The sequence below is a fragment of the Rhodococcus sp. DN22 genome (assembly GCF_036669995.1).
Classification (GTDB): Bacteria; Actinomycetota; Actinomycetes; order Mycobacteriales; family Mycobacteriaceae; genus Rhodococcus_F; species Rhodococcus_F erythropolis.
Genome location: NZ_CP133326.1, coordinates 1,078,335 through 1,098,737, shown reverse-complemented (window position 1 = coordinate 1,098,737; position 20,403 = coordinate 1,078,335). Strand labels below are relative to the sequence as shown.

Sequence of the window (20,403 nt, the reverse complement as noted above, 5' to 3'; positions counted from 1 at the left end):
CGGTGCCGCTAGTTCAGTGCACCGCGAATGACGGCAGCCGTGCTGTCGAGAATTGCCCGATTGGGCGTGCGAGGTAGCGCACGCAGGCCGAAGCCGTCGCCGCGATTTCGCGGAATGACGTGCAGATGAACATGGAAGACTTCCTGCCCCGCAACAGCTCCGTCGGAGAGATGCAGATTCACTCCGTCGACCGGGAGAGGTCCGGTACGCATCGCTGCGGCGATCTTCTGTGCGACGAAAAAGATCCTGGCACCGTCGTCGGAATCGAGCGTGGACAATCCACTGGCGTGGCGCTTCGGCACGACCAGGAGATGGCCGGATGTGAACGGCCGAATATCCATGAAGGCAAGGACATTCGCGTCGTCGTAGACGACGCTGGCCTCGGCCTCACCGGCGATGATGGAACAGAAGATGCAGTTCATGCTCTTCGACCCTGTGCGCCTTTTCGGTGGTGGTGACTACCGAAAAGGCGCACGGGGGCGTAGCCCTTACAGAATCGGCGACGGCGCATACGCCGCAGCTTCGGGGTTGGCGTCGACAAGCTTCTGCACCTCGGCGACAACGGCGTCGACCTGAGCAGACGCGGCGCCGACAAAGGCCGCCTTGTCGGCCAGTGCCTCGTCGAGTGCGGCGCGGTCGAGCGGCAAACGGTCGTCGGCGGCAAGGCGATCGAGCAGGTCGGGCTCCTTGCCTTCCTCACGCATCGCCAGCGCAACTGCGACGGCGTTCTCCTTGATCGCCTCGTGGGCGGTCTCGCGTCCGACGCCCGCGCGCACCGCTGCCATGAGAACGCGGGTCGTGGCGAGGAACGGCAGGTAGCGCGTCAGTTCCTTCTCGATGACGGCCGGGTACGCGCCCATCTCGATCAGCACGGTCAGGAAGGTCTCGAACATGCCGTCGATCGCGAAGAACGCGTCCGGGAGAGCGACGCGACGCACGACGGAGCAGAAGACGTCGCCTTCGTTCCACTGTGCACCCGCAAGCTCGGCTGCCATGGAGCCGTAGCCGCGCAGGATCACCTGAAGTCCGTTGACTCGCTCGCACGAGCGGGTGTTCATCTTGTGCGGCATCGCCGAGCTGCCGACCTGGCCGGGCTGGAAGCCTTCGGTGACCAGCTCATGGCCGGCCATCAGGCGGATCGTGTGTGCAAACGACGACGGGCCCGCGCCGACCTGGACGAGCGCGGAGATGACGTCGTGGTCGAGGGAACGCGGGTACACCTGGCCGACGCTGGTCAGTACGTGGGCGAATCCGAGGTGCTCCGCGACCTTCGCTTCGAGCTGCTCGAGCTTGGCCGCATCGCCGTCGAGGAGGTCGAGCATGTCCTGAGCGGTACCCATCGGGCCCTTGATCCCACGCAGCGGGTAGCGGTCGATCAGCTGACGCAGACGTGTCAGTGCAACGAGAAGCTCGTCGGCCGCGGAAGCGAAACGCTTGCCCAAGGTGGTGGCCTGAGCTGCGACGTTGTGCGAGCGGCCGGCCATCACGATGGACGAGTACTCGGCAGCGCGCTCACCCAGACGGGCGGCGACGGCGATGCCGTGGTTGTAGACGTGTTCGAGAGAACGCACGATCTGCAGCTGCTCGACGTTCTCGGTGAGGTCACGGCTGGTCATGCCCTTGTGGACCTGCTCGTGTCCGGCGAGTGCATTGAATTCCTCGATGCGTGCCTTCACGTCGTGGCGGGTGACCCGCTCGCGGTCCGCGATGGACGCCAGGTCGACGTTGTCGATGACGCGCTCGTAGTCGTCGATGGCGTCGGCCGGAATGTCGATGCCCAGCTCTGCCTGCGCACGCAACACCGCCACCCACAATTGGCGCTCGAGCACGATCTTGTACTCGGGAGACCACAGAGCAACAAGCTCCGGGCTGGCGTATCGGTTGGCAAGGACATTCGGGATGCGGCTCACGAGGCCTCAGTCTAACGGTGGCCGAGCAGTGCTGTTACCCCCGAGCTAGAGCAGCTGTCGCCCCCGAGCTAGACCGGCGGCGCCATCACGTCGATCGATTCCAAGAGCATTCCTCTGGCCAACCCGCGTGGGTCCGGGTCGTACTCCCCGAGCGCCGTGATCATCGCGCCGTCGACCATCGCGACAAGACGGCGCAATTGCCCCTCGGGAGCCGTTCGGCCCGAGCGTCGAAGCGCATCGGTCAACAGGTCGTCGAGCTGGGCGCGTAGGCGCAACTGCACGTCACGAAGCGCGGGATGACGGGCACACGCCACAAATCGTTCGTAGCGCGAGATCAATCGTTCGCGGCTCTCCGGCCGCTTCTCTTCGTCTCCGAGCAGCAGCTCGACCAAAAGTTCGACGGTTGATTCCGCGCCCCGCCGACGTTGGGTCACCGCAGCCACTCTGGCGCGCATCGCTTCCATGTCGGCGTTGCCGTTGAGCTCGACGGCACACGCGATCAGATCGTCGAGTGAGTCGAAGTAATAGGTCGTCGAAGCCAGAGGAAGGTCGGCCCTGGTTGCCACCGCTCGGTGACGAACGGCGTCGAACCCGCCCTCCAGCAAAAGTTCAGCAGCGGACGCCACCAGAGCTTGGCGACGTCGTTCACCCTTGGGCGTAGCTGCAGAAGACACCACGACATCGTGCCAGCAGAGGGCACCTCCGCATGGCGAAACAGCTCGAAGACCCTGCTGTTTGTTACCCGAGCCACTTCTCGAGGCGGGTCAGCGCCTCCTGGATGTCGGCTGTCGCGCCCGCGAACGAAAGTCTGACCATCCGGTTTCCGTGGACGGTATCGAAATCGATTCCGGGTGCCAACGCGACCCCGGTATCTGTCAGCAACCGGGCACACCACGCGGTAGCGCCCTCGTCGCCACACAGATGGCCGATATCCGCGTAGACGTAGAACGCACCGTCGGCGGGAGCCAGTTCGGTGATGCCCAGTTTCGGCAACCCGGTCAACAGCAGTTCACGATTGACGGCGTACCGCTGAACGTGCCCGTCCAACTCGACCTTCGCCTCGTCCGAGAACGCCTCGATGGCGGCGTACTGAGAGATCGCGGGCGGACACACCGTCATGTTCGACGCGAGTCGCTGCAGCGGGCGCCGCAAGTACGTCGGCACCAACATCCACCCGAGCCGCCAACCCGTCATCGAGAAGTACTTGGACACCGAGCCGATCACTACGGATTCGCGTGAGGTCTCCCAGGCGCTCGACGTGTGCTGATCGCCGTATCCGATGCCGTGGTAGATCTCGTCCGAGATCAGAAGGGTGCCGTGCTGCTCGCACCACGTCGCCAACGCAGCGAGCTCCTCGGGCGAGATCACCGTGCCCGTCGGATTTGCCGGGCTGGCGACGATCAGACCGGCAGGCGGCGACGGCAAGGCCTCGAGCATGTCCACCGTCGGCTGGTATCGGGTTGCCGGCCCGCAGTCGAGTTCGACGACGTTGCAGCCGAGAGCGGCAAGGGTGTTGCGGTAGGCGGGATATCCGGGGCGAGCGACCACCACGGTGTCGCCCTCGTCGAACGCGGCCAGGAAAAGCAAGGTGAACGCCCCGGACGAACCTGTCGTCACCACCACGTCTTCGGCGTCGACGGCTATTCCCGATCGCTCGCTGTGGTAGCGCGCAATAGCTTCGCGTAGCGGCAGGATCCCGAAAGTCTCGGTATACCCGAGTAGTTCGGTGCCGAGGATCTCGCGCGTCGCACGTAGCACCGGTGCCGGCGCGGGGGTCGACGGTTGACCGGCAGCCAACGTCAGAACGTCACCGTGCGTCCGCTGACGTTCGGTCGCGGCCTTCCATACATCCATGACATGGAAGGTCTGGATATCTGATCGACGAGATTCTGAGCGCACACCCCGACGGTAGCCGAACCACACTTCCGTGAGAAACGACGACCATCCTTTGTGACGATCCGACAGATTCAGGTGCTCAGCATGAGTCGATTCAACGAGACCTGGGCCACGTCCCTCGCGCAGCATTGATCAACGACATCCTTCGATCAAAAGGTGCATCAGATGAAAGCTCGCTCAGTGCCCACCGCGGCTCTGGTCACGATCGGCGTTCTCACGGTTGCCTCGTGCGGAAGCACCTCTGATCCTGGCGGCGGTACCTCCGGGGACTACGCCAAGGACGGGAGTTTCACGACGATCGTGAACACCGACCCCGGCAACCTTCATCCCCTGATCACCAACCTGACTGCCACGCAGGCAATCAACAGCTATACCAACGACTCGTTGTTGGCCATCGACCCCAAAACCCGTGCAGCGGGCTCGTATCTGGCCGAAAAATGGAGCGAGAACGGAACTTCGCTGAACTTCACCCTCAAAAAAGGGATCACGTGTGAAGACGGCACGACGTTCACTGCCCAGACAGCCGCGAACAACATCAACTGGGTCGTCGACAAGACGAACGGCTCGCCGTGGCTGGGAGCGTCGGTACCCGAAACCGCGGTAGCAACCGCCGATGGCGACGAGCTCACGATCAAGACGGCGGAACCTGCGCCCTTCCTGCTCGAGCGCATCGGTGCTCTCAAACTGGCATGCCAGGCAGCACTCGACGACCCCGCCAGTGTTCGCAGCAGCAGCAACGGAACCGGCCTGTTCAAGATCACCGAAGTAGTGGCAAACGATCACGTGACGCTCGAACGCCGCGACGGATACAACTGGGGACCGAACGGCGAAACCACATCGGACACCCTCGGAGTGCCCAAGGCCGTCACGATCAAGATCGTGACCGACGCGGCGACGACGGCGAACCTGGTCCTCACCGGAACGGTGAACGCAGCACCGGTGGCCGGTGCGGATATCGAACGTGTGGAAGCGTCCGGCCTGGAATCGATGACGTCGAACACCTTGAGCGGGCAGTTCATCTTCAACCACAATTCTGCTCTTCCCACCAAGGACGAAGCGGTGCGCAGCGCGCTCGTGCAGGCAATCGATCTCGACGACTACACGGACATCAACACCGGTGGCAAGGGTTCGCGCGCTACGGCATTGGCCGTTGTCGATCCGCGGGCATGTGACTACGACAGTGTCACCGGTGTAGTTCCGAAGTTCGACATGGCTGCGGCGAAGAAGACCCTCGCCGACGCCGGCTGGAAGCCCGGATCCGACGGCGTTCTGACCAAGGACGGTCAATCGCTGCAATTGACGGTCATCTTTGCCAACTACCGCGATACCACTTCTGCAGCAGCAGAATACGCGATGAAGCAGTGGCAGGAACTCGGCGCGAAGGTAGAGCTTCGCGGTGGTGACAACAATTTCATCATCTCCAATACGTTCGCGGCAAAGGACCTGACATCCTGGTCGATCTCGATCGGTCTGACCGTCCAGAGTGACACTCCCAGCATCTTCGTTCCGTACTTCTCCGGCCCGACCCCTCCGGCGGGCGTCAACTTCGCATCGATCGACAATCCCGAATACACCGAACTGGCTGCGAAGGCCTCGGTTCTGCCCGGGCAGGAATCCTGCTCGGTGTGGAAGGAAGCGGAACAGGCGCTGTTCACCTCTTCTGACGTCGTTCCGGTATCCACATCGCCGAACTTCATGTTCTTCAACGGTGCGACGTCCCTGTACGCGCCGATTGGTGGAACCCTGGCGGGCCCAGGCATCCGAGTTCTGAAATAAGCCGGAAGACAAAGCTTTACGTCTGCATCTATTTCTCCGATTCGAAGGATCTACATGACTGACCGTCCATTTGTTCTCGACGACCTCCACCGCGTGGTCACACCCACTGAAACCGCAATCTCGCCCGACGGCACCGTGGTCGTCTTCGTTCGCTCGGAAATTGTTGCCGGAAAGGCAACTACATCGCTCTGGGCAGTGCCCCGCGATTCGCAGGCTCGCCGCCTCACTGCGGGGCCCGCCGATTCGGCACCTCGGTTCTCTCCGGACGGAACCTCGATTGCCTTCCTCCGCAAGGTCGGCGACTCCGCGCAGCTGCACCTGATCCCGCTCGCCGGCGGCGAGGCCGAAACCCTCACCACAACAGCATCACTCCCCCTCGGTGCCGGCGCACCGGTCTGGAGCCCGGACGGAAATGCCATTGCATTCGCCGCTGTGATCTCACGTTCGGACTCCACCGATCCGAATGCGCCCATCGTCACCGACCGACTCGGATACAAGGTGGACGGCGCCGGTTGGCTCGGCACCTTCCGTCGCCACCTGCACACCGTCGATCTGGAGACGAAGGCAGTACGACGCCTCACCGACGGTGATTGGAATGCGGACGTACCGTCCTGGTCGCCCGACGGCACGGCTCTTGCCTTCACCGCGAATCTCGAACCGGACAGCGATCTGAACCTCACGTTCAGCGCTTACCGAATCCTCGTCGACGATCTGTCAGTTCCGCCGCAGCGACTCGGTCACGCCACCGGGGTGCAGGGCTCCACACTGTGGCACCCGCAAGGAGATTCGGTCGTCGCCATCGGCACCCCCGAGGTCCGTGTCGGAACTGCCGACCTGATCCGTCTGTCCGTCCCCGGCCCAACTGAGACACCGGTCGACGTCACCCTCACAGCTCATCTCGATCGCAACGTGATGCCCGGCGCGCCCGGTTATCCCGGTGGCACACCGGCACTGTCGAATACTCGCGACGAAATCGTGTTCTGCCTCCGCGATCGCGGATGGACGCATCTGTATGCAGCCGACATCGAAACCGGAACCTCTCGCTCCCTCGTCGCCAATCCCAACGAGGTCGTCTCGGCGCTCTCCGTTGCCCGTGACGCCCGCGTCGCCTCCGTCATCGTCACCACACAGCAGTCCTTCGGCGAGGTCGCACTCGTCGATCTCGACAGCGGCGCTGTCACCACGCTGACAAAATTCACCGCAGAAGCACTCCCCGAGGTGACCCTGTTTGCCGCCGAGGAGCGCGAATTCACCATCTCCGACGGCCGTACCGTGCATGGCTGGTTGCTGTCCGCTCCCGAAACTGATGGCGCTGCACCCCTTCTGCTCGACATTCACGGTGGACCGCACAACGCGTGGACCGGCGTTGCCGATACCTATCACCCCGCCCACCAGGTTCTCGCAGCGCAGGGCTGGCGCATCCTGACCCTCAATCCACGTGGATCGGACGGGTACGGCGCAGACTTCATGTACGCCGTCAACGGCGCCTGGGGTACCTCGGACCAAGCCGACTTCCTCGAGCCGATCGACGCGCTTGTCGCCGAGGGACTTGTCGACGGGGACCGACTGGCGATCACCGGGTACAGCTACGGCGGATACAGCACCTGCCACCTCACCTCGCAGACCGATCGCTTTGCCGCGGCGGTGGCCGGTGGGCTGATCTGCGATTTCAACGCCATGGCCGGAGTCTGCGATTTCGGTCCGCACCTCGCGTCGCTCGCCACCGGCACCACTGTTCCCGAGAACTCCGCGGGGCTGCTGGCAGCCTCACCGCTCGCCGCCGTGAAGAACGTGGTGACTCCGACGCTGATCCTGCACGGAAAGTCGGACGAGCGGTGCCCGCTGGGTCAGGCCGAGGCCTGGTTCGCCGCACTTCGCCAGCAGCATGTACCCACCCGACTGGTGGCGTATCCCGGTGCAAGCCACGGGTTCCTCGTCAACGGCTCGATCTCGCACCGAATCGACTACAGCACACGGCTCATCGAGTGGGTGAAGCGATACACCTCCGCGAAGCTGCCCAAGACCGGCCTGGCCAATGCATCTGCCGGCGCCGACGCGTGGAAGCGCTCACTGGACGTACTGTGTGAGCGTTACGGCGTCACCGGTGCTCAATTCGGTATTCTCACACTCGATTCCAGCGGCAAGGAAATCACCCGTACGACGGTGGCTTCCGGCGTGATCAATGCAGACACCGGGGTCGAGGTATCCACCGACTCCCTGTTCCAGATCGGATCCATCACCAAGGTATGGACCGCGATGCTGGTCATGCAGCTGGTCGACGAAGGCTTGCTCGACCTGGACGCGACCGTCCGGTCGATCCTGCCCGACTTCGCACTGCAGGACGAGGAAACAGCCGCCCGCATCACGGTTCGCGCACTTCTGAACCATCGCAACGGAATCGACGGTGACCTCTTCATCGACAAGGGTCGCGGAGACGACGTCGTCGAACGCTACGTCGAGGGCCTGCGTGACTTCCGTCAGGTTCATCCACTCGAGGACGGCTTCGCGTACTCGAATTCCGCGTACGTCCTTGCAGCTCGTATCGTCGAGGTTCTTCGCGGCGGTATCTGGGACGACATCCTCAAGGAGCGGATCATCGATCCGCTCGGCCTCGCGCACACACTCACGTTGACCGGAGATACTCCGAGATACTCTGTGGCAGCGGGCCATACAGGGAACTCCGTCGTGATGCCCGTCTGGCCGATCACGCGCTCGATGGGGCCGGCCGGCTGCATCACTGCCAGCATCGGAGATCTGCTCACGTTCGCGGAACTCGGCCTTCTCGAAGGTCAGAGCGTCGACGGTGTGCGGATCGTGTCGGAAAAATCAGCCGCCGCGATGCGTACACCCGAAATCGATATCAGCGAACTGTTCCCGGACAAGTCGGGCTGGGGTCTGGGTTGGTTCCACGAAACCTGGTCGGGCGAAGAAATTTTCGGCCACGACGGCAGCACCATCGGGCAGCACGCATATCTGCGCATCTTCCCCCGCCACAATGTCGCGATCGCGCTGCTGACCAGCGGCGGCAAAGCAGACGGCCTCTATCGTGATCTCTTCACCGAAGCCGCGGCCGCATTGGTCGGACTCGAACCTCCGCAAGCCCTCGCCCCGAACCCCGCGAGTGTGGAGTCGATTCCGGATTCGGTTCTGGGTAAGTACAGCTCGGGCGGAATAGCAATCGAGTTCCGTCGTGGAGAGTCCGCTGACGAGGCTGTGATCACCGTCATCGGCGACGTCATCCCGAATCCCGAGGAAGACGAAACAGCTCCGAAGAAGCCTGCAGCGGTAGCCACTCTCGTACCGTCGCAGATCCCGGGGACCTGGACCACCCGTCAACCCGGGGCTGCCGGGTGGACGACGGTACGACCGCACCGCGACGGCGTGTACGTCGGATTCCGCTTCCTACCACGGGTTAACGCGTGACGACGACCGATACACATACGATGACGGAAACACCGAACGCCGAAACACAGAACGCCAGCGAACTCGAGGAATCAAAGATGCAAGAACAGCTTCAGGAACTCGTCGACCAGTGGAGGGTCGAGGCAAACATCCCCGGCGTCTCGGTCGGTATCGTGCACGGCGACAAGGACATCGTCGTCACCAGTGGCATCGAGAGCGTCGAAACCCAGCTCCCGGTCACCGACAAGACGATGTTCATGATCGGTTCCACCACAAAGGTTTTTGCTGCAACAGCCGCGATGGCACTCGTCGAGGACGGCCTACTCGATCTCGACACCCCACTGGTCGAGTACGTCCCCGAACTGATCCTCGCCGACGACGAAGCCACGCGCACAGTCACGATGCGTCATCTTCTGACGCACACCGGCGGATTCACCGGCGACGCCAGCCTCTCGGCCGGCTGGGGTGAAGACGCGCTGGGTCGATCGATTTCACGGCTGAAGGAACTACGACAGGAATTTCCCGTCGGAGAGGTCTTCTCCTACAGCAACTCCGGATTCGTCCTCGCCGGATACGTCGTAGCCAAGATCAGTGGACTGACCTTCGAAGAGCTGGTCAAGCAGCGCGTTCTGGACCCACTCGAGATGAAGAACTCGGCGTTCCTGCCCTGGGACGTGATGACCCACCGGTTTGCACTCGGCCACTACATCCGCGAGGGTGAGCCGTTCGTGTCCAACGAGACCGGACTGGACCGCGGTATGACGCCCTGCGGTGGAATGTGGTCCTCGGTGCGCGATCAGCTCGTCTGGGCACGCTACGCACTGTCGGGCGAACACCCGGGTGAGGGACAGCCGCTCGACGAGTCCACCCGGTTGCTGATGCAGAAGCCGCAGCGTCCCGCCGCGATGATGTTCGAGGAAGTCGGCATCGGCTGGCTACTGACTCGATACGGCACCACACAGGTTGTCCGGCACGGCGGAAACGTCAGCAACCTCCAGGTCTCCGAGTTCTTGACCGTGCCTGAGAAGAACTTCGCCGTCACCGTGCTGACCAACGCACTCGGCGGCGGAATCGGCAAGAAGATCGTCGACTGGTGCATGGCCAACCTCGCAGAGTTGCCCGCGCCGGCATCTCTCGACGTGGTCGAGCCCGAACCCTCTGCCGTCGACGCGGTCCTGGGCAAGTACCAGGCCGGCAACCTGACCATGACCGTCGCCCCCGGTGACGAGGGAATCGGCGTCCGCATGGGCAGCGCGCAGGACCTCGGCGAATACGAGGACATCGTCTGGCCACCGGCGATCCCGATCGCCTTCGTCAACGATCTCGACTTCGCTGCTCGCGCCGACACCACGCGGACGCTGGGGCGCTTCGTCACCGATGACACCGGACGCGCCGTGATGCTCGAATTCGGCGGCCGAACCGCCAAGCGAGTGGCTTGATCCTCTAGACGGGTGACGCGGTCCGATTACGAGGCCGCGTCACCCGTCTTTGTATATGCACAGCCTTTGTATATATGCACAGCCGCGAAGGTACAGACTGGACGCCATGAACGTCATCGGCGAGTCGATTCTGCACCCGTCCCGGTGGAGCGTGCGCGCCCGGACGACCGTGGCATCGACCCTCGTGATCGCCTTCTGCTTGGTGATCGCCGGGCTTGCACTGGTTTTCGTACTGGCGAACTCCCTGCACCTGTCCGCACTGAACAGCTCCGAGGCCCGTGCCGCACAGTTGGTCCAGCAACTCACCGGGAAGGGCCCAGCCGATCTCGACCCTTCGCTTCTGTCCACCGACAGCCAGATCGGAATCGTGCAGATCGTCGACGCCGATCACCGAATCGTCGCCCAATCGCCTGGAACTGACAGCGACCTACTGTCCGAACGCATTCTCGGCCCTGACGAGTCGGACACCTATGGAAGGGTCAAGAAGTCCGACGACGAGGACTACTGGCTGATCGGACACGGCGCTCAGACGCCGGCCGGACCGGTCACCGTTTTCGTCGGCGCCGACCGTGAACCGGTTGAAACCGTGGTGACCACCGTTGCCGTTCTGCTCGCCATCGCCGGGCCCCTGGTTCTTGGACTGGCCGCGTTTGCCACTTACCGCCTGGTGGGTTCGGCTCTCGCTCCCGTGGAACGCATCCGCGCTCGAGTTGCCTCGATATCGAGTGGGCGTCAAGGTGAACGAGTCCCCGTCCCGTCCGGGAACGACGAGATAGCCCGACTGGCAACAACAATGAACGACATGCTGGCGCGCCTCGACGAAGGCGCACTTGCTCAACAACGATTCGTCAGCGATGCCTCCCACGAGTTACGTAGTCCACTGTCCACGATCACGACGGCTCTCGAACTGGCACACCGACGCCCGGATCTCCTCGACGACGCACTGATCGAAGACGCGCTACTTCCCGAGGCGCGACGGATGCGGCAGTTGATCGAGGATCTGTTGATTCTCGCGCGCTCGGACGAAAGCGAACTCGAATCCATCGGTACCGTCGTCGACGTCGACCTCGACGACATTCTGTTCGCCGAGCAGAAGCGGATCGACGGTATCTCCGAGATCGCGGTCACCGCCACCGTTGCTCCGGTTCGCGTGTCCGGAGACCCGAGGGCGTTGGCGCGCATGGTGCGAAACCTGGTCGACAACGCAGTGCGGCACTCCGAGACCCTCGTGCATCTCGAGTGTTCCGAAGCCGGCCACGAAGCCCATATCGTGATCGAGGACGACGGGCCCGGAATCCCTGCAGCAGAACGCGAACGAATCTTCGGACGCTTCGTCCGCCTAGACCAGCCGCGGTCGAGGCAGGGAGGTGGCTCCGGACTCGGACTCGCCATCGCGTCGGAAATCGTTGCGGCGCATCACGGAACCATTTCCGTCAGCGAGAGGGTAGGCGGCGGAAGTCGATTCGAGGTGACAATTCCGCTACCGACCGATTGAAGATCAGGCAGTGCCGACAAAGCGGTACCCGATGCCTCGAATGGTTTCGATGCTGTGGGTTCCGAACGGGAGGTCGACCTTCTTACGTAGGTAACCGATGTAGACCTCGACGATGTTCTCGTCACCTTCGTAGTTGATGTCCCAGACGGAGCGAACGATCTCGGTCTTCGTGACCACAACTCCGTTGTTGCGCATCAGGAACTCGAGAACGCTGTACTCACGTGGCGTCAGCGTCAATTCGATTCCCGCTCTGATCACCTGATGTTTGGCGGGGTCGAGGGACAGGTCTCCCACGGTGAGTATCGATGGACGCTGGGGAGCGCCGCGCCGCACCAGTGCGCGAAGCCGCGCGAGGAATACTACAAACGAGAAGGGCTTGACCAGGTAGTCGTCGGCACCGAGATCGAAAGCATCAGCGAGGTCGTATTCGCCGTCCTTCGCCGAGAGCATGAGGATCGGCGTCCACACCTCCCGGGCGCGTAGGTCCCGCACGATGTCGTAACCGTGTTTGCCCGGCAACATGATGTCGAGAACGATCACGTCGAATTCGTCGCTGCAGGCAATCGCGAATCCGTCGTCCCCATTGAGTTCCACGGCGGTCACGAATCCCTCGGCTACCAATCCCCGCCGGATCGTCTCGGCCAGGCGTACTTCGTCTTCGACAACCAGTACTCGCACCACCGGCCCCGTTTCGTCGACACGCAGTTGTTCGGATGCACCCAGTAGAGCAGACGGTAGGCCCATGACCGAGTTACGTTCAGCGTTTCTTCAGCTTCGGATCGTCACACTGCATTCATGCCAGCAACTGTGTCGACCGTGCGAAACGTGGTCACCGAAGTCTTGACCGAGAGCACCACCGCAGAAATTGCGGTTGCCGCAATCGTGGTGGCCGCCGCGCTGTTCGCATTCGGTTCGGCCTACCGGGCCTCCAGCGTTCGGTCAACAGCGCTCCGCGCGTCCGGGCTCGCCCTCGCCCTGGTGACGCTCTCGATCCAGGTATATCGAAACGGGTGGTTGACGAGCTTCGACGGGCCGGTGACCGACTGGATGGTCGATCATCGGAGCGGCGCCCTCAACCAGATCGCGGTCGCCGTCACAGATCTCGGTAGTCCTGTCGCCACCACGCTGCTCGGGATCACCTGCGGAGTGCTCATCTCGTGGCGAGCGCGTTCGGTTGTTCCGGGTTTGATCGTGATCGGAACCGTTGGCGGTGCGGCAGTCGCCAGCACGGTAATCAAAGCGCTCGTCGGTCGCGAACGTCCGCCGACCAACATCCAAGTTCTTCTCGAGACCGGCCACGCGTTCCCGTCCGGTCACGTCACGGGCACAGCAGCGCTGTTCGGCATTGCGGTTCTCGTTGTGAGCGTCGACCGAACACCGTCCGTCAAACGTCTTCTGATGCTGCTCGCCGTGACGGTCACCGTTGTCGTCGCGCTCACTCGCCTCTATTTGGGAGCTCACTGGCTCACCGACGTCGTTGCCGGAGCTGTCCTCGCGACGCTTGCCGTCACTGCGGGTGGAGCAGTCTTCCGGTTCGTCGGCACGCACAACCAGTCCGAATCAACTACTGCTGCAGTGTGCTCTGCAGAACCTTCAGCACTTCACGAGCCGCAGTCGGCCCGGTATTGAGGTAGAAGACGTCGTCGTCGACAGCAACGGCATGGTTGGCAATCACTCCACGTAACTGCGCCCACAACGGCGCGTTGGTCAACGTCGCCGGGTCCCCGCCTTGCACTCCGTAGAAGATCCAATCAGCGTCCGCCACGTTCAGCTCTTCCTCACTGATGTCTCGGGAGGTGTCGTCGAATTGCTGCGACTCCGGACGCGTCAGGCCGGCATCCTGGGCGATACTTCCGGTGAACGAAGGAATACCGAAGATGCGCAAGCGATTTCCGTTCTGGCGGGTGAACGACACTGTCGTCGGCGACGAAAGGGACGAACCCAAGGCCGCGGCGTCGGCGTTGAACGTATCCAGCAGTGCCGTCGCCTGCTGCGTCTTACCTACCCCGTCGGCAACCAGCAGGAAGTCCTGCTTCCAGTTGACGCCGGTCCCCTGCGTTGCCACGGTGGGCGCAATTGCCGAAAGCTGGTCGTACAGCGAATCAGCATCCTTCCCTGCAACATTCATCAAGATCAGGTCAGGATCGAGCTTGACGATCGCTTCGAAGTTCGGTGTGAAGCGCCCACCTGCGTCGACGACATCACCTAGCTGGGCGCGGAATTCGGGGTATGCGGCCAACAGGTACGGCGGCACCAGGTCCGCACCGTCACCACGAGTCGAAGCCGCAGGAACGACACCGAGAGATAAAAGCGCATCTGCTTGCCCGGTCGAAATGACGACAACCTTTTCGGGCTGCGATTCGATCGTGGTGTCCCCTTTGAAGTGTGAAACGGTACGAGGGAATTCGCCGTCCGACTTTCCGCTCCCCATTCCAGCCGGGACTTCTCGCGGAGCGACAAACGCAGAGTCCGCCGGAGTCGACGCACTGATGTCAGTGTCTGTGGGCGAGGCGTCGCTCGAGCAGCCACTGAGAGCTGCCACCAATGTCAGTGCGCCGATCAGCATTACACTGCGTGACTTCTGTCCAAAATTCATGATCGTGTCCCGTACGTCGTGAAGCATGACAGCTTCATCTACCGTCATGGTTAGGTGACCCTACCCTTTGAGGAACTGTAAACTATATCTGTGTCAGATACAGTTTTGGGGCGTGGATCACACGAGGTCGATCGCTACTCTGATCGCGTGCCCACTGCGGAAGAAGCATCGAGATCGCTCATCGCTGCGGCGTTCGAATTGCGTCGAGCGCTGCGTGAATACATGGATACGTCGGGTACCGACGCGACTTTGCCAGAGGCACAATCCGAGGTACTTCACGATGTCGCGCACCATCCCGGCACTCGCATCGGGGCCGTGGCCGATCGCCTCTCCAGACGCCCGAACACCGTCAGCACGCTGGTGCGCATCCTCTCCGACAAGGACCTGATCGAGCGGCGACCCGATCCCACAGACGGCCGGGTGAGCACGCTTTTCGTGAAGGACGAGCGAAGCGCGCGCCGGGACCGTCGGTCCGAACTACGCATCGGTGTCCTGGCCCAAGAACTGACAGCCCTCGACGAAGGTGACCTCGACACATTGACCGCTGCCATCGGCATCCTCGACCGAGTCAATCGATCACTGCGAGTTCACGCACCGCGATGATGCCACTCAGGTGACTTTCCCACTCTTCTCGTAGACGTCGGCAAAACGCCTCATCTGCTCCGTGATGCCCGTCAGGCTGTACCCCGTACGCAGTTCTACCGAGGCAACCTGGCCCGAAACCACAGCCGGAAGCCTGGTGAACGTCCGCGAATTGAGCTCCGGCGCGTCAGACCACGTCGGCGGAATCAGGAGGAGATCGGCCGGAAAGACGCCCGGCTCTTCCCAACTCGCTGATGCCCAGAAACCGTCCTCGCTGTCCAGCTTCGCGAATTCGACGCCCATCGTTTCGAGAATACTTCCGAGCGGAGTCCATCCCGGCACCGCGTAGTCAAGGCTCGACTCCAACGGAATCGCGTATGCAACAGAGATATTCGTTCGCGATGTGGCCAATTCACGCACCCGGTCACCGAGCGCACTCAACTCTTCCCGTTTTGCCGCGTAGACCGGCGAGGTGTCGGTGCCGCCGATACCCTGAACCAACGAACTGAAGCTGTCCAACGCCGCTTGCGCCCCGTCGGTGATCTCGACACCTGCAATGGGAGCAACCTCTTCGACGCGAGCGATATCGTCGCCCCAGATGCTGCCGAAGTTTCCGCCGTTGTACGAACTCCAGATGTCGATGACCAGATCCGGGTCCACTGCCAGGAGTTTCTCGGCACTGATATCTGTGTCGGTCTCGCTGACATGGGCAATTCCACTGAAGTCGAATGCATTCAACGTGAATTCGTCGAGCCTGGAAAAGCCGATGATACCGACTGGAACGACCCCGTATTCGAGTAGCACCGGCGCGGTGTCCGCCGTCGCCACAATGCGCTCGGGGATCTTGTCGAGCGAAATCTGCTGACCACGCGCATCGACATACGTCCACGCATCACCGTCGGACTTCGCGTCGGTCGTCGAGGTGCCACATGCTGCCAGCGCCGTCGAAAGTGCCACTGCCACAGCCATGAAGATGGCCCTGCTACCGCGTTTCGAACGCGGCGCAACAAAATCGATCACTTCTGCCCCATGCTGTCGAGCGAGTTTCGGGAAACTCCCGAACCCGGAAAGTAAAGTAAGCCTCGCCTACATGGCTAACGGTAGAGCGGATCAGGGGATGACGCAATCGCGGAGTTTTGTCAAAGAATGTCGAAATCGGATCAACGATCCGCGTTCTTTCGAAATGCCATCGGCGTGACACCGGTGGACTGTTTGAAAGCGGCGACGAAACTACTGGGCGTCGAGTATCCGATCTGCTCTGCCACGTCGGCGACCGCAACACCTTGGCCGAGTAGGGACATCGCCACGTTCATCCGAAGCAGTACTCGCCACTGGCCGAAGCTCACGCCGGTGTCCACCTTGAACCGACGAGCCAAAGTGCTGGTGCTGACGCCGATCTCGTTCGCCCAGTCTCCGAAACTGCGTGGGTCCTCCGGATGGGACAACAGGTCGCGTGCAATCCGCCCGACCGGGCCCGAATCGGGGATCTTCATCGCTCCGCGCTCGTCGCCGGGAACAACGAGGTCGAAGAACACTCGCTCGGCGCGGCGCCTCGCGTCGTCCGACATCTCTCGAGCACTCAGATGCAGAAACAACTCGTAGAGTAGCGGCGTGCCGTGTACCGCAACCGGGCGATCACCGAGCGAAGGCCCCTGCCCTACAGCGCAATACACCGTCAGGAACTGCGCACCCGCGGCAACGCGCACCGAGTGTCGATGCAGTGCCGGTATCCACAGCCCTCGTCCCGGCAACAACGTCCACATCTGGGCGCCCGAGCGAACAACCACAATGCCGGAACGCGGGAACAGAATCTCGTTCGATCGGTGCGCGTGGGTTTCCCATGTCACCGGTTGATCAGCACTCGACGCACCACCCCACAGAACCAAATCTTCGGGCTCGTCGTCTAATTCGTGTTCGGATACCACCAGCTCGTCGCTCGACGGCACGCCCCACCGGAGCCAATCACCGTCGACCTCGGATTTTGTCCGCCTCACGTCTACATCCCTGGATCGACCGTCGTCTGTCCAGGTGACTGTAACCGCTACCCACGCCGAGCAGGTGCGGCAGGAAGTTGATCCCACCGCACCTGACCCCGAGTCGCCCCTCTAGTTCATGTCGTTCGCAATGATGTTCTCGATGTTCCGTTCGGCCAGAGCGGTGATGGTGACAAACGGATTGACTCCGACATTGCCCGGAACGAGGGATCCGTCCATGACATACAGTCCCGGGTACTCCGGCAGACGACCGTAACCGTCGGTCGCCTTGCCAAGCACACAACCGCCGAGGGGGTGGTACGTCAACTGGTCGCCCCACGTCTGCACCGGACCGAAGAGGTCGGTCCGGTAGATCGTGCCTTCCTTCTTGTTGATCTTGTCGAAGAGTTTCTTCGCCATGTCGATCGACGGCTGGTTCTGCGAGCGCTGCCAATTCAAACCGACTTTGCCTGTTGCCGAATTGAATTGGAACTGAGCACGTTGCGGATTCTTGGCAATCGCCAAGTACAGGCTGACCCACAGTTCGGTACCGGCTGGGAAGGGCGCGATTTCCGCGAACACAGGAGCGGATGTGTCAGCCCAGTTGTCGATACCCATCACGGGGATCGCCGACTGCTTCGCGCCGGTGGCGTCCCACATGTGATTGGCGCGACCCACCATCACGTTGCCGTTGTGCCCCCATTCCTGCCCAACCGCACCCGGCAAATTCGCCAGCTGCCCTTGTGCTTTCATCGCGACCAGGAGCTTACTGGTACCGATACTGCCGGCCGCGAAGAAGACCTTGTCCGCGGTCACCGTCTTGGTGCCGACGGTGTTGCCCTGCTCGTTGATCTGGTTCATCACCACTTGATATCCACCACCGGTCGCGGCCGGCGCAACCGAGGTCACGACGTGCAGCGCCGAGATCGTGAGCTTGCCGGTGGCGGATGCCGCAGCGAGGTACGTCTTGTCCAGAGACTTCTTTCCCGCGTTGTTGCCGTAGATGACCTCACTCACCAGGGCAGATTTGGTGACCTGACCAGCAGCTTCCTGCTTCATGTAGTTGAAGTCGTAAACATTCGGCACGAATGTTGTTGTGTAACCGGATCTCTCAGCGGTCTTTCGCCCGGTTCGTGCAAACTTGTAGTACTCGGTCGACTCGAACCAGGCCGGGTCGATGTTGTTGACTCCGAGCGCAGCGTTGGCCCGCGGGAAGTACGTCGAGTACATCTCGTTGGAATCGACCCCGGGCAGGATCTCTTCGAAGTAGTTGCGCTTGGGTGTGACGGCCATGCCGCCGTTGACCAGCGACCCGCCGCCGACCCCTCGGCCTTGGTAGACCTTGATCCCGCCGAAGTCCTCGGCGTCGAGAACGCCGACGTAGCGGCTGATGTTCTTGTCCACCGAGCCGCCGGAGAAGTGTGAAACCGGTTGAACTGTACGGTCTCTGAGCCAGAAGGAACGTCCGTCCGGTGAGAGCATCGGGCAGAAGACCTTGCCGTCGGACCCCGGTGTGGTCCACGACTTCCCCATCTCGACCATGTGTGTGTCGATGCCGGCCTGCGTCAGCCGAAGAGCCGCAACGGCTCCGCCGTATCCGCTGCCGATCACGAGCGCAGGGACACGGTCTCCGTCGCTCAATGCTCGCCTGGGCGCAGCGGCGGCCGTAGTCCACGAGGACGAGAGCGCAGCGGCGCCCACAGCTAATCCTGTTGCTGCCAAGAAGTTTCTACGCGAGAGCGTGGAATTGGTACGTGCGTGCCGTTCGTTGGATCCAGCGCGAATGCTCAAGTGTGCCCTTCTCTTTCCGTGACCCCCGCGCTGAGATATACCGGGAGAAACCGAACGAGAAGTCCATACTCGTGGGTAACTTCGAGGAACCGTTGATTTTCCATGAAAAGGGCCGATGAACAGAAAGTTCACCGGCCCTCCGAAAGAACGAGTCAGGGAAGAGAGATGCGCCCTTCGACGGCGCCGAGTCCGATGTCCGTGCGGAAATGACCGCCGGGAAGCTTGACGTCGGCGATCTTTGCGTAGGCGTCGTCACGCGCTTCGGTCAGATCCTTGCCCACTCCGACAACACTCAGCACACGCCCGCCGGCCGAGACGACGGCTCCGTCTTCACGCTTTTTGGTACCGGCATGCAGGACTCCGTCGGCGTCGGCTCCGGTGATCACGTCGCCGGTGCGGGGGGTCGCCGGGTAGTTCTCGGCAGCAATCACGACCGTGACAGCGGAACCGTCGCGCCACTGCAACGGACCGACCGAATCGAGTGTTCCGTTCGATGCCGCATTGAGTAGACCGCCCAGCGGCGTTTCGAGGAGAGCAAGCACGGCCTGAGTTTCGGGGTCACCGAATCGGCAGTTGAATTCGACGACGGCCGGGCCGTCGACACCGATCGCGAGACCGGCGTAGAGAAGGCCGGAGAAACTGCTACCGCGTGCGACCAACTCGGCAGCGACGGGCTTGACGACGTCGTCGACGATCTGCGTGACCATCTCGTCGGGCAGCCACGGCAAGGGTGTGTACGCGCCCATGCCGCCGGTGTTGGGTCCGGAGTCTCCGTCGCCGACGCGCTTGTGGTCCTGAGCCGGGAGCAGTGGGATCACAGTTTCACCGTCGACGAGGCAGAAGAGCGAAACTTCGGGACCGTCGAGGAAGGATTCGAGAAGAACCGGGTGCCCGGTCTCGAGCAGTTCAGCGGCATGATCGCGCGCGGCGAGACGATCCGTCGTGACGACTACGCCCTTGCCCGCGGCCAGCCCGTCATCCTTGACCACCCAGTTGGGACCGAAGCGGTCGAGTGCTTCGTCGAGCTTGGCCGGATTGTCGACGATCTCGCTGTGAGCGGTCTTGACGCCGGCGACAGCCATCACGTCCTTGGCGAAAGCCTTCGATCCCTCGATGCGGGCGGCGTCGGCCGAAGGCCCGAAGCAGGCGATACCTGCTGCGCGCACCGCGTCTGCGACGCCGAGGACCAGCGGAACCTCGGGTCCGATGACGACGAGGTCGGCTTCGACCTTCTGGGCCAGCGCGGTAACCGCGTCACCAGAGGCGACGTCGACGGGGTGCTGCTCGGCGATTTTTGCGATCCCGGCATTGCCAGGCGCGCAGATCAGGGCCGTGACACCTGGATCGCGAGCAAGAGAGAGAAGGAGGGCATGTTCACGGGCTCCGGAGCCGATTACTAGTACGCGCACGGGGAACAGACTACGGCCTGCGATAACAGCGCTCTCGGAGTGCCACTGACGGGGCCAAGGTCCCAGCGTTCGACCTTTGTGCGAAATATCCGTTTCGAGATGAGATCATATGAATACCTGAATAGGTGAACAGA

The 20,403-nt window shown here is 62.3% G+C and carries 16 protein-coding genes; 6 read left to right on the top strand and 10 right to left on the bottom strand.

Annotated features, from left to right (window positions below):
• Positions 1 to 8: 8 nt before the first annotated feature.
• The 4 genes from RA302_RS04975 to RA302_RS04960 all read right to left on the bottom strand — a co-directional run bounded on the left by RA302_RS04975 (position 9) and on the right by RA302_RS04960 (position 3,809).
• The gene (locus RA302_RS04975) at positions 9 to 422 is read right to left on the bottom strand and encodes an HIT family protein (RefSeq protein WP_020968550.1); all 414 of its coding nucleotides are present in this window, start codon (positions 420 to 422) and stop codon (positions 9 to 11) included.
• Positions 423 to 488: 66 nt separating this feature from the next.
• A complete protein-coding gene (gene purB, locus RA302_RS04970) occupies positions 489 to 1,910 on the bottom strand; it encodes an adenylosuccinate lyase (protein WP_019747059.1) in 1,422 nt (473 codons plus the stop codon).
• Positions 1,911 to 1,978: 68 nt separating this feature from the next.
• The gene (locus RA302_RS04965; RefSeq protein ID WP_046379784.1) at positions 1,979 to 2,584 is read right to left on the bottom strand and encodes a TetR family transcriptional regulator; all 606 of its coding nucleotides are present in this window, start codon (positions 2,582 to 2,584) and stop codon (positions 1,979 to 1,981) included.
• A 64-nt stretch (positions 2,585 to 2,648) separates the two neighbouring features.
• The gene (locus RA302_RS04960) at positions 2,649 to 3,809 is read right to left on the bottom strand and encodes a pyridoxal phosphate-dependent aminotransferase (RefSeq protein WP_024487530.1); all 1,161 of its coding nucleotides are present in this window, start codon (positions 3,807 to 3,809) and stop codon (positions 2,649 to 2,651) included.
• A gap of 162 nt (positions 3,810 to 3,971) precedes the next feature.
• Here RA302_RS04960 and RA302_RS04955 point away from each other — a divergent pair, with 162 nt between their 5' ends.
• From RA302_RS04955 to RA302_RS04940, 4 genes are all read left to right on the top strand, one after another.
• Positions 3,972 to 5,582 carry an ABC transporter substrate-binding protein gene (locus tag RA302_RS04955; protein ID WP_070796326.1) on the top strand — a complete coding sequence of 537 codons (1,611 nt, stop codon included), beginning with the start codon at positions 3,972 to 3,974 and terminating at the stop codon, positions 5,580 to 5,582.
• 54 nt (positions 5,583 to 5,636) lie between these two features.
• Positions 5,637 to 9,005 carry a serine hydrolase gene (locus RA302_RS04950; protein ID WP_166501880.1) on the top strand — a complete coding sequence of 1,123 codons (3,369 nt, stop codon included), beginning with the start codon at positions 5,637 to 5,639 and terminating at the stop codon, positions 9,003 to 9,005.
• Between the two features lie 20 nt (positions 9,006 to 9,025).
• Positions 9,026 to 10,423 carry a serine hydrolase domain-containing protein gene (locus RA302_RS04945; protein ID WP_021342978.1) on the top strand — a complete coding sequence of 466 codons (1,398 nt, stop codon included), beginning with the start codon at positions 9,026 to 9,028 and terminating at the stop codon, positions 10,421 to 10,423.
• Between the two features lie 106 nt (positions 10,424 to 10,529).
• Positions 10,530 to 11,918 carry a HAMP domain-containing sensor histidine kinase gene (locus RA302_RS04940; protein ID WP_166501879.1) on the top strand — a complete coding sequence of 463 codons (1,389 nt, stop codon included), beginning with the start codon at positions 10,530 to 10,532 and terminating at the stop codon, positions 11,916 to 11,918.
• A 3-nt stretch (positions 11,919 to 11,921) separates the two neighbouring features.
• Here the strand turns inward: RA302_RS04940 and RA302_RS04935 are convergent, their stop codons facing one another.
• Positions 11,922 to 12,596 carry a response regulator transcription factor gene (locus RA302_RS04935; RefSeq protein ID WP_225320381.1) on the bottom strand — a complete coding sequence of 225 codons (675 nt, stop codon included), beginning with the start codon at positions 12,594 to 12,596 and terminating at the stop codon, positions 11,922 to 11,924.
• A 117-nt stretch (positions 12,597 to 12,713) separates the two neighbouring features.
• Here RA302_RS04935 and RA302_RS04930 point away from each other — a divergent pair, with 117 nt between their 5' ends.
• Positions 12,714 to 13,547 (top strand): phosphatase PAP2 family protein, encoded by an 834-nt coding sequence (locus RA302_RS04930; protein WP_225320281.1) that lies wholly within the window; start codon positions 12,714 to 12,716, stop codon positions 13,545 to 13,547.
• Here RA302_RS04930 and RA302_RS04925 read toward each other — a convergent pair.
• Positions 13,483 to 14,562, bottom strand: a complete 1,080-nt coding sequence (locus RA302_RS04925) for an ABC transporter substrate-binding protein (RefSeq protein WP_225320280.1) — start codon at positions 14,560 to 14,562, stop codon at positions 13,483 to 13,485. The two genes, RA302_RS04930 and RA302_RS04925, sit on opposite strands and share 65 nt — an antisense overlap.
• A gap of 99 nt (positions 14,563 to 14,661) precedes the next feature.
• On the opposite strand from RA302_RS04925, the gene RA302_RS04920 reads away from it, so the two are divergent.
• Positions 14,662 to 15,117 carry a MarR family winged helix-turn-helix transcriptional regulator gene (locus RA302_RS04920; RefSeq protein WP_113682173.1) on the top strand — a complete coding sequence of 152 codons (456 nt, stop codon included), beginning with the start codon at positions 14,662 to 14,664 and terminating at the stop codon, positions 15,115 to 15,117.
• 6 nt (positions 15,118 to 15,123) lie between these two features.
• Here the strand turns inward: RA302_RS04920 and RA302_RS04915 are convergent, their stop codons facing one another.
• The 4 genes from RA302_RS04915 to purD all read right to left on the bottom strand — a co-directional run bounded on the left by RA302_RS04915 (position 15,124) and on the right by purD (position 20,269).
• Positions 15,124 to 16,065: an ABC transporter substrate-binding protein gene (locus RA302_RS04915; RefSeq protein ID WP_166501878.1), complete on the bottom strand. Its 942-nt coding sequence runs from the start codon at positions 16,063 to 16,065 to the stop codon at positions 15,124 to 15,126.
• Positions 16,066 to 16,256: 191 nt separating this feature from the next.
• The gene (locus RA302_RS04910) at positions 16,257 to 17,090 is read right to left on the bottom strand and encodes an AraC family transcriptional regulator (protein ID WP_031332880.1); all 834 of its coding nucleotides are present in this window, start codon (positions 17,088 to 17,090) and stop codon (positions 16,257 to 16,259) included.
• Between the two features lie 111 nt (positions 17,091 to 17,201).
• Entirely contained in the window at positions 17,202 to 18,770 is a 1,569-nt protein-coding gene (locus tag RA302_RS04905; RefSeq protein WP_020968539.1) for a GMC oxidoreductase, read from the bottom strand.
• Positions 18,771 to 19,012: 242 nt separating this feature from the next.
• Entirely contained in the window at positions 19,013 to 20,269 is a 1,257-nt protein-coding gene (gene purD / locus RA302_RS04900; protein ID WP_020968538.1) for a phosphoribosylamine--glycine ligase, read from the bottom strand.
• Between the last annotated feature and the right edge of the window lie 134 nt (positions 20,270 to 20,403).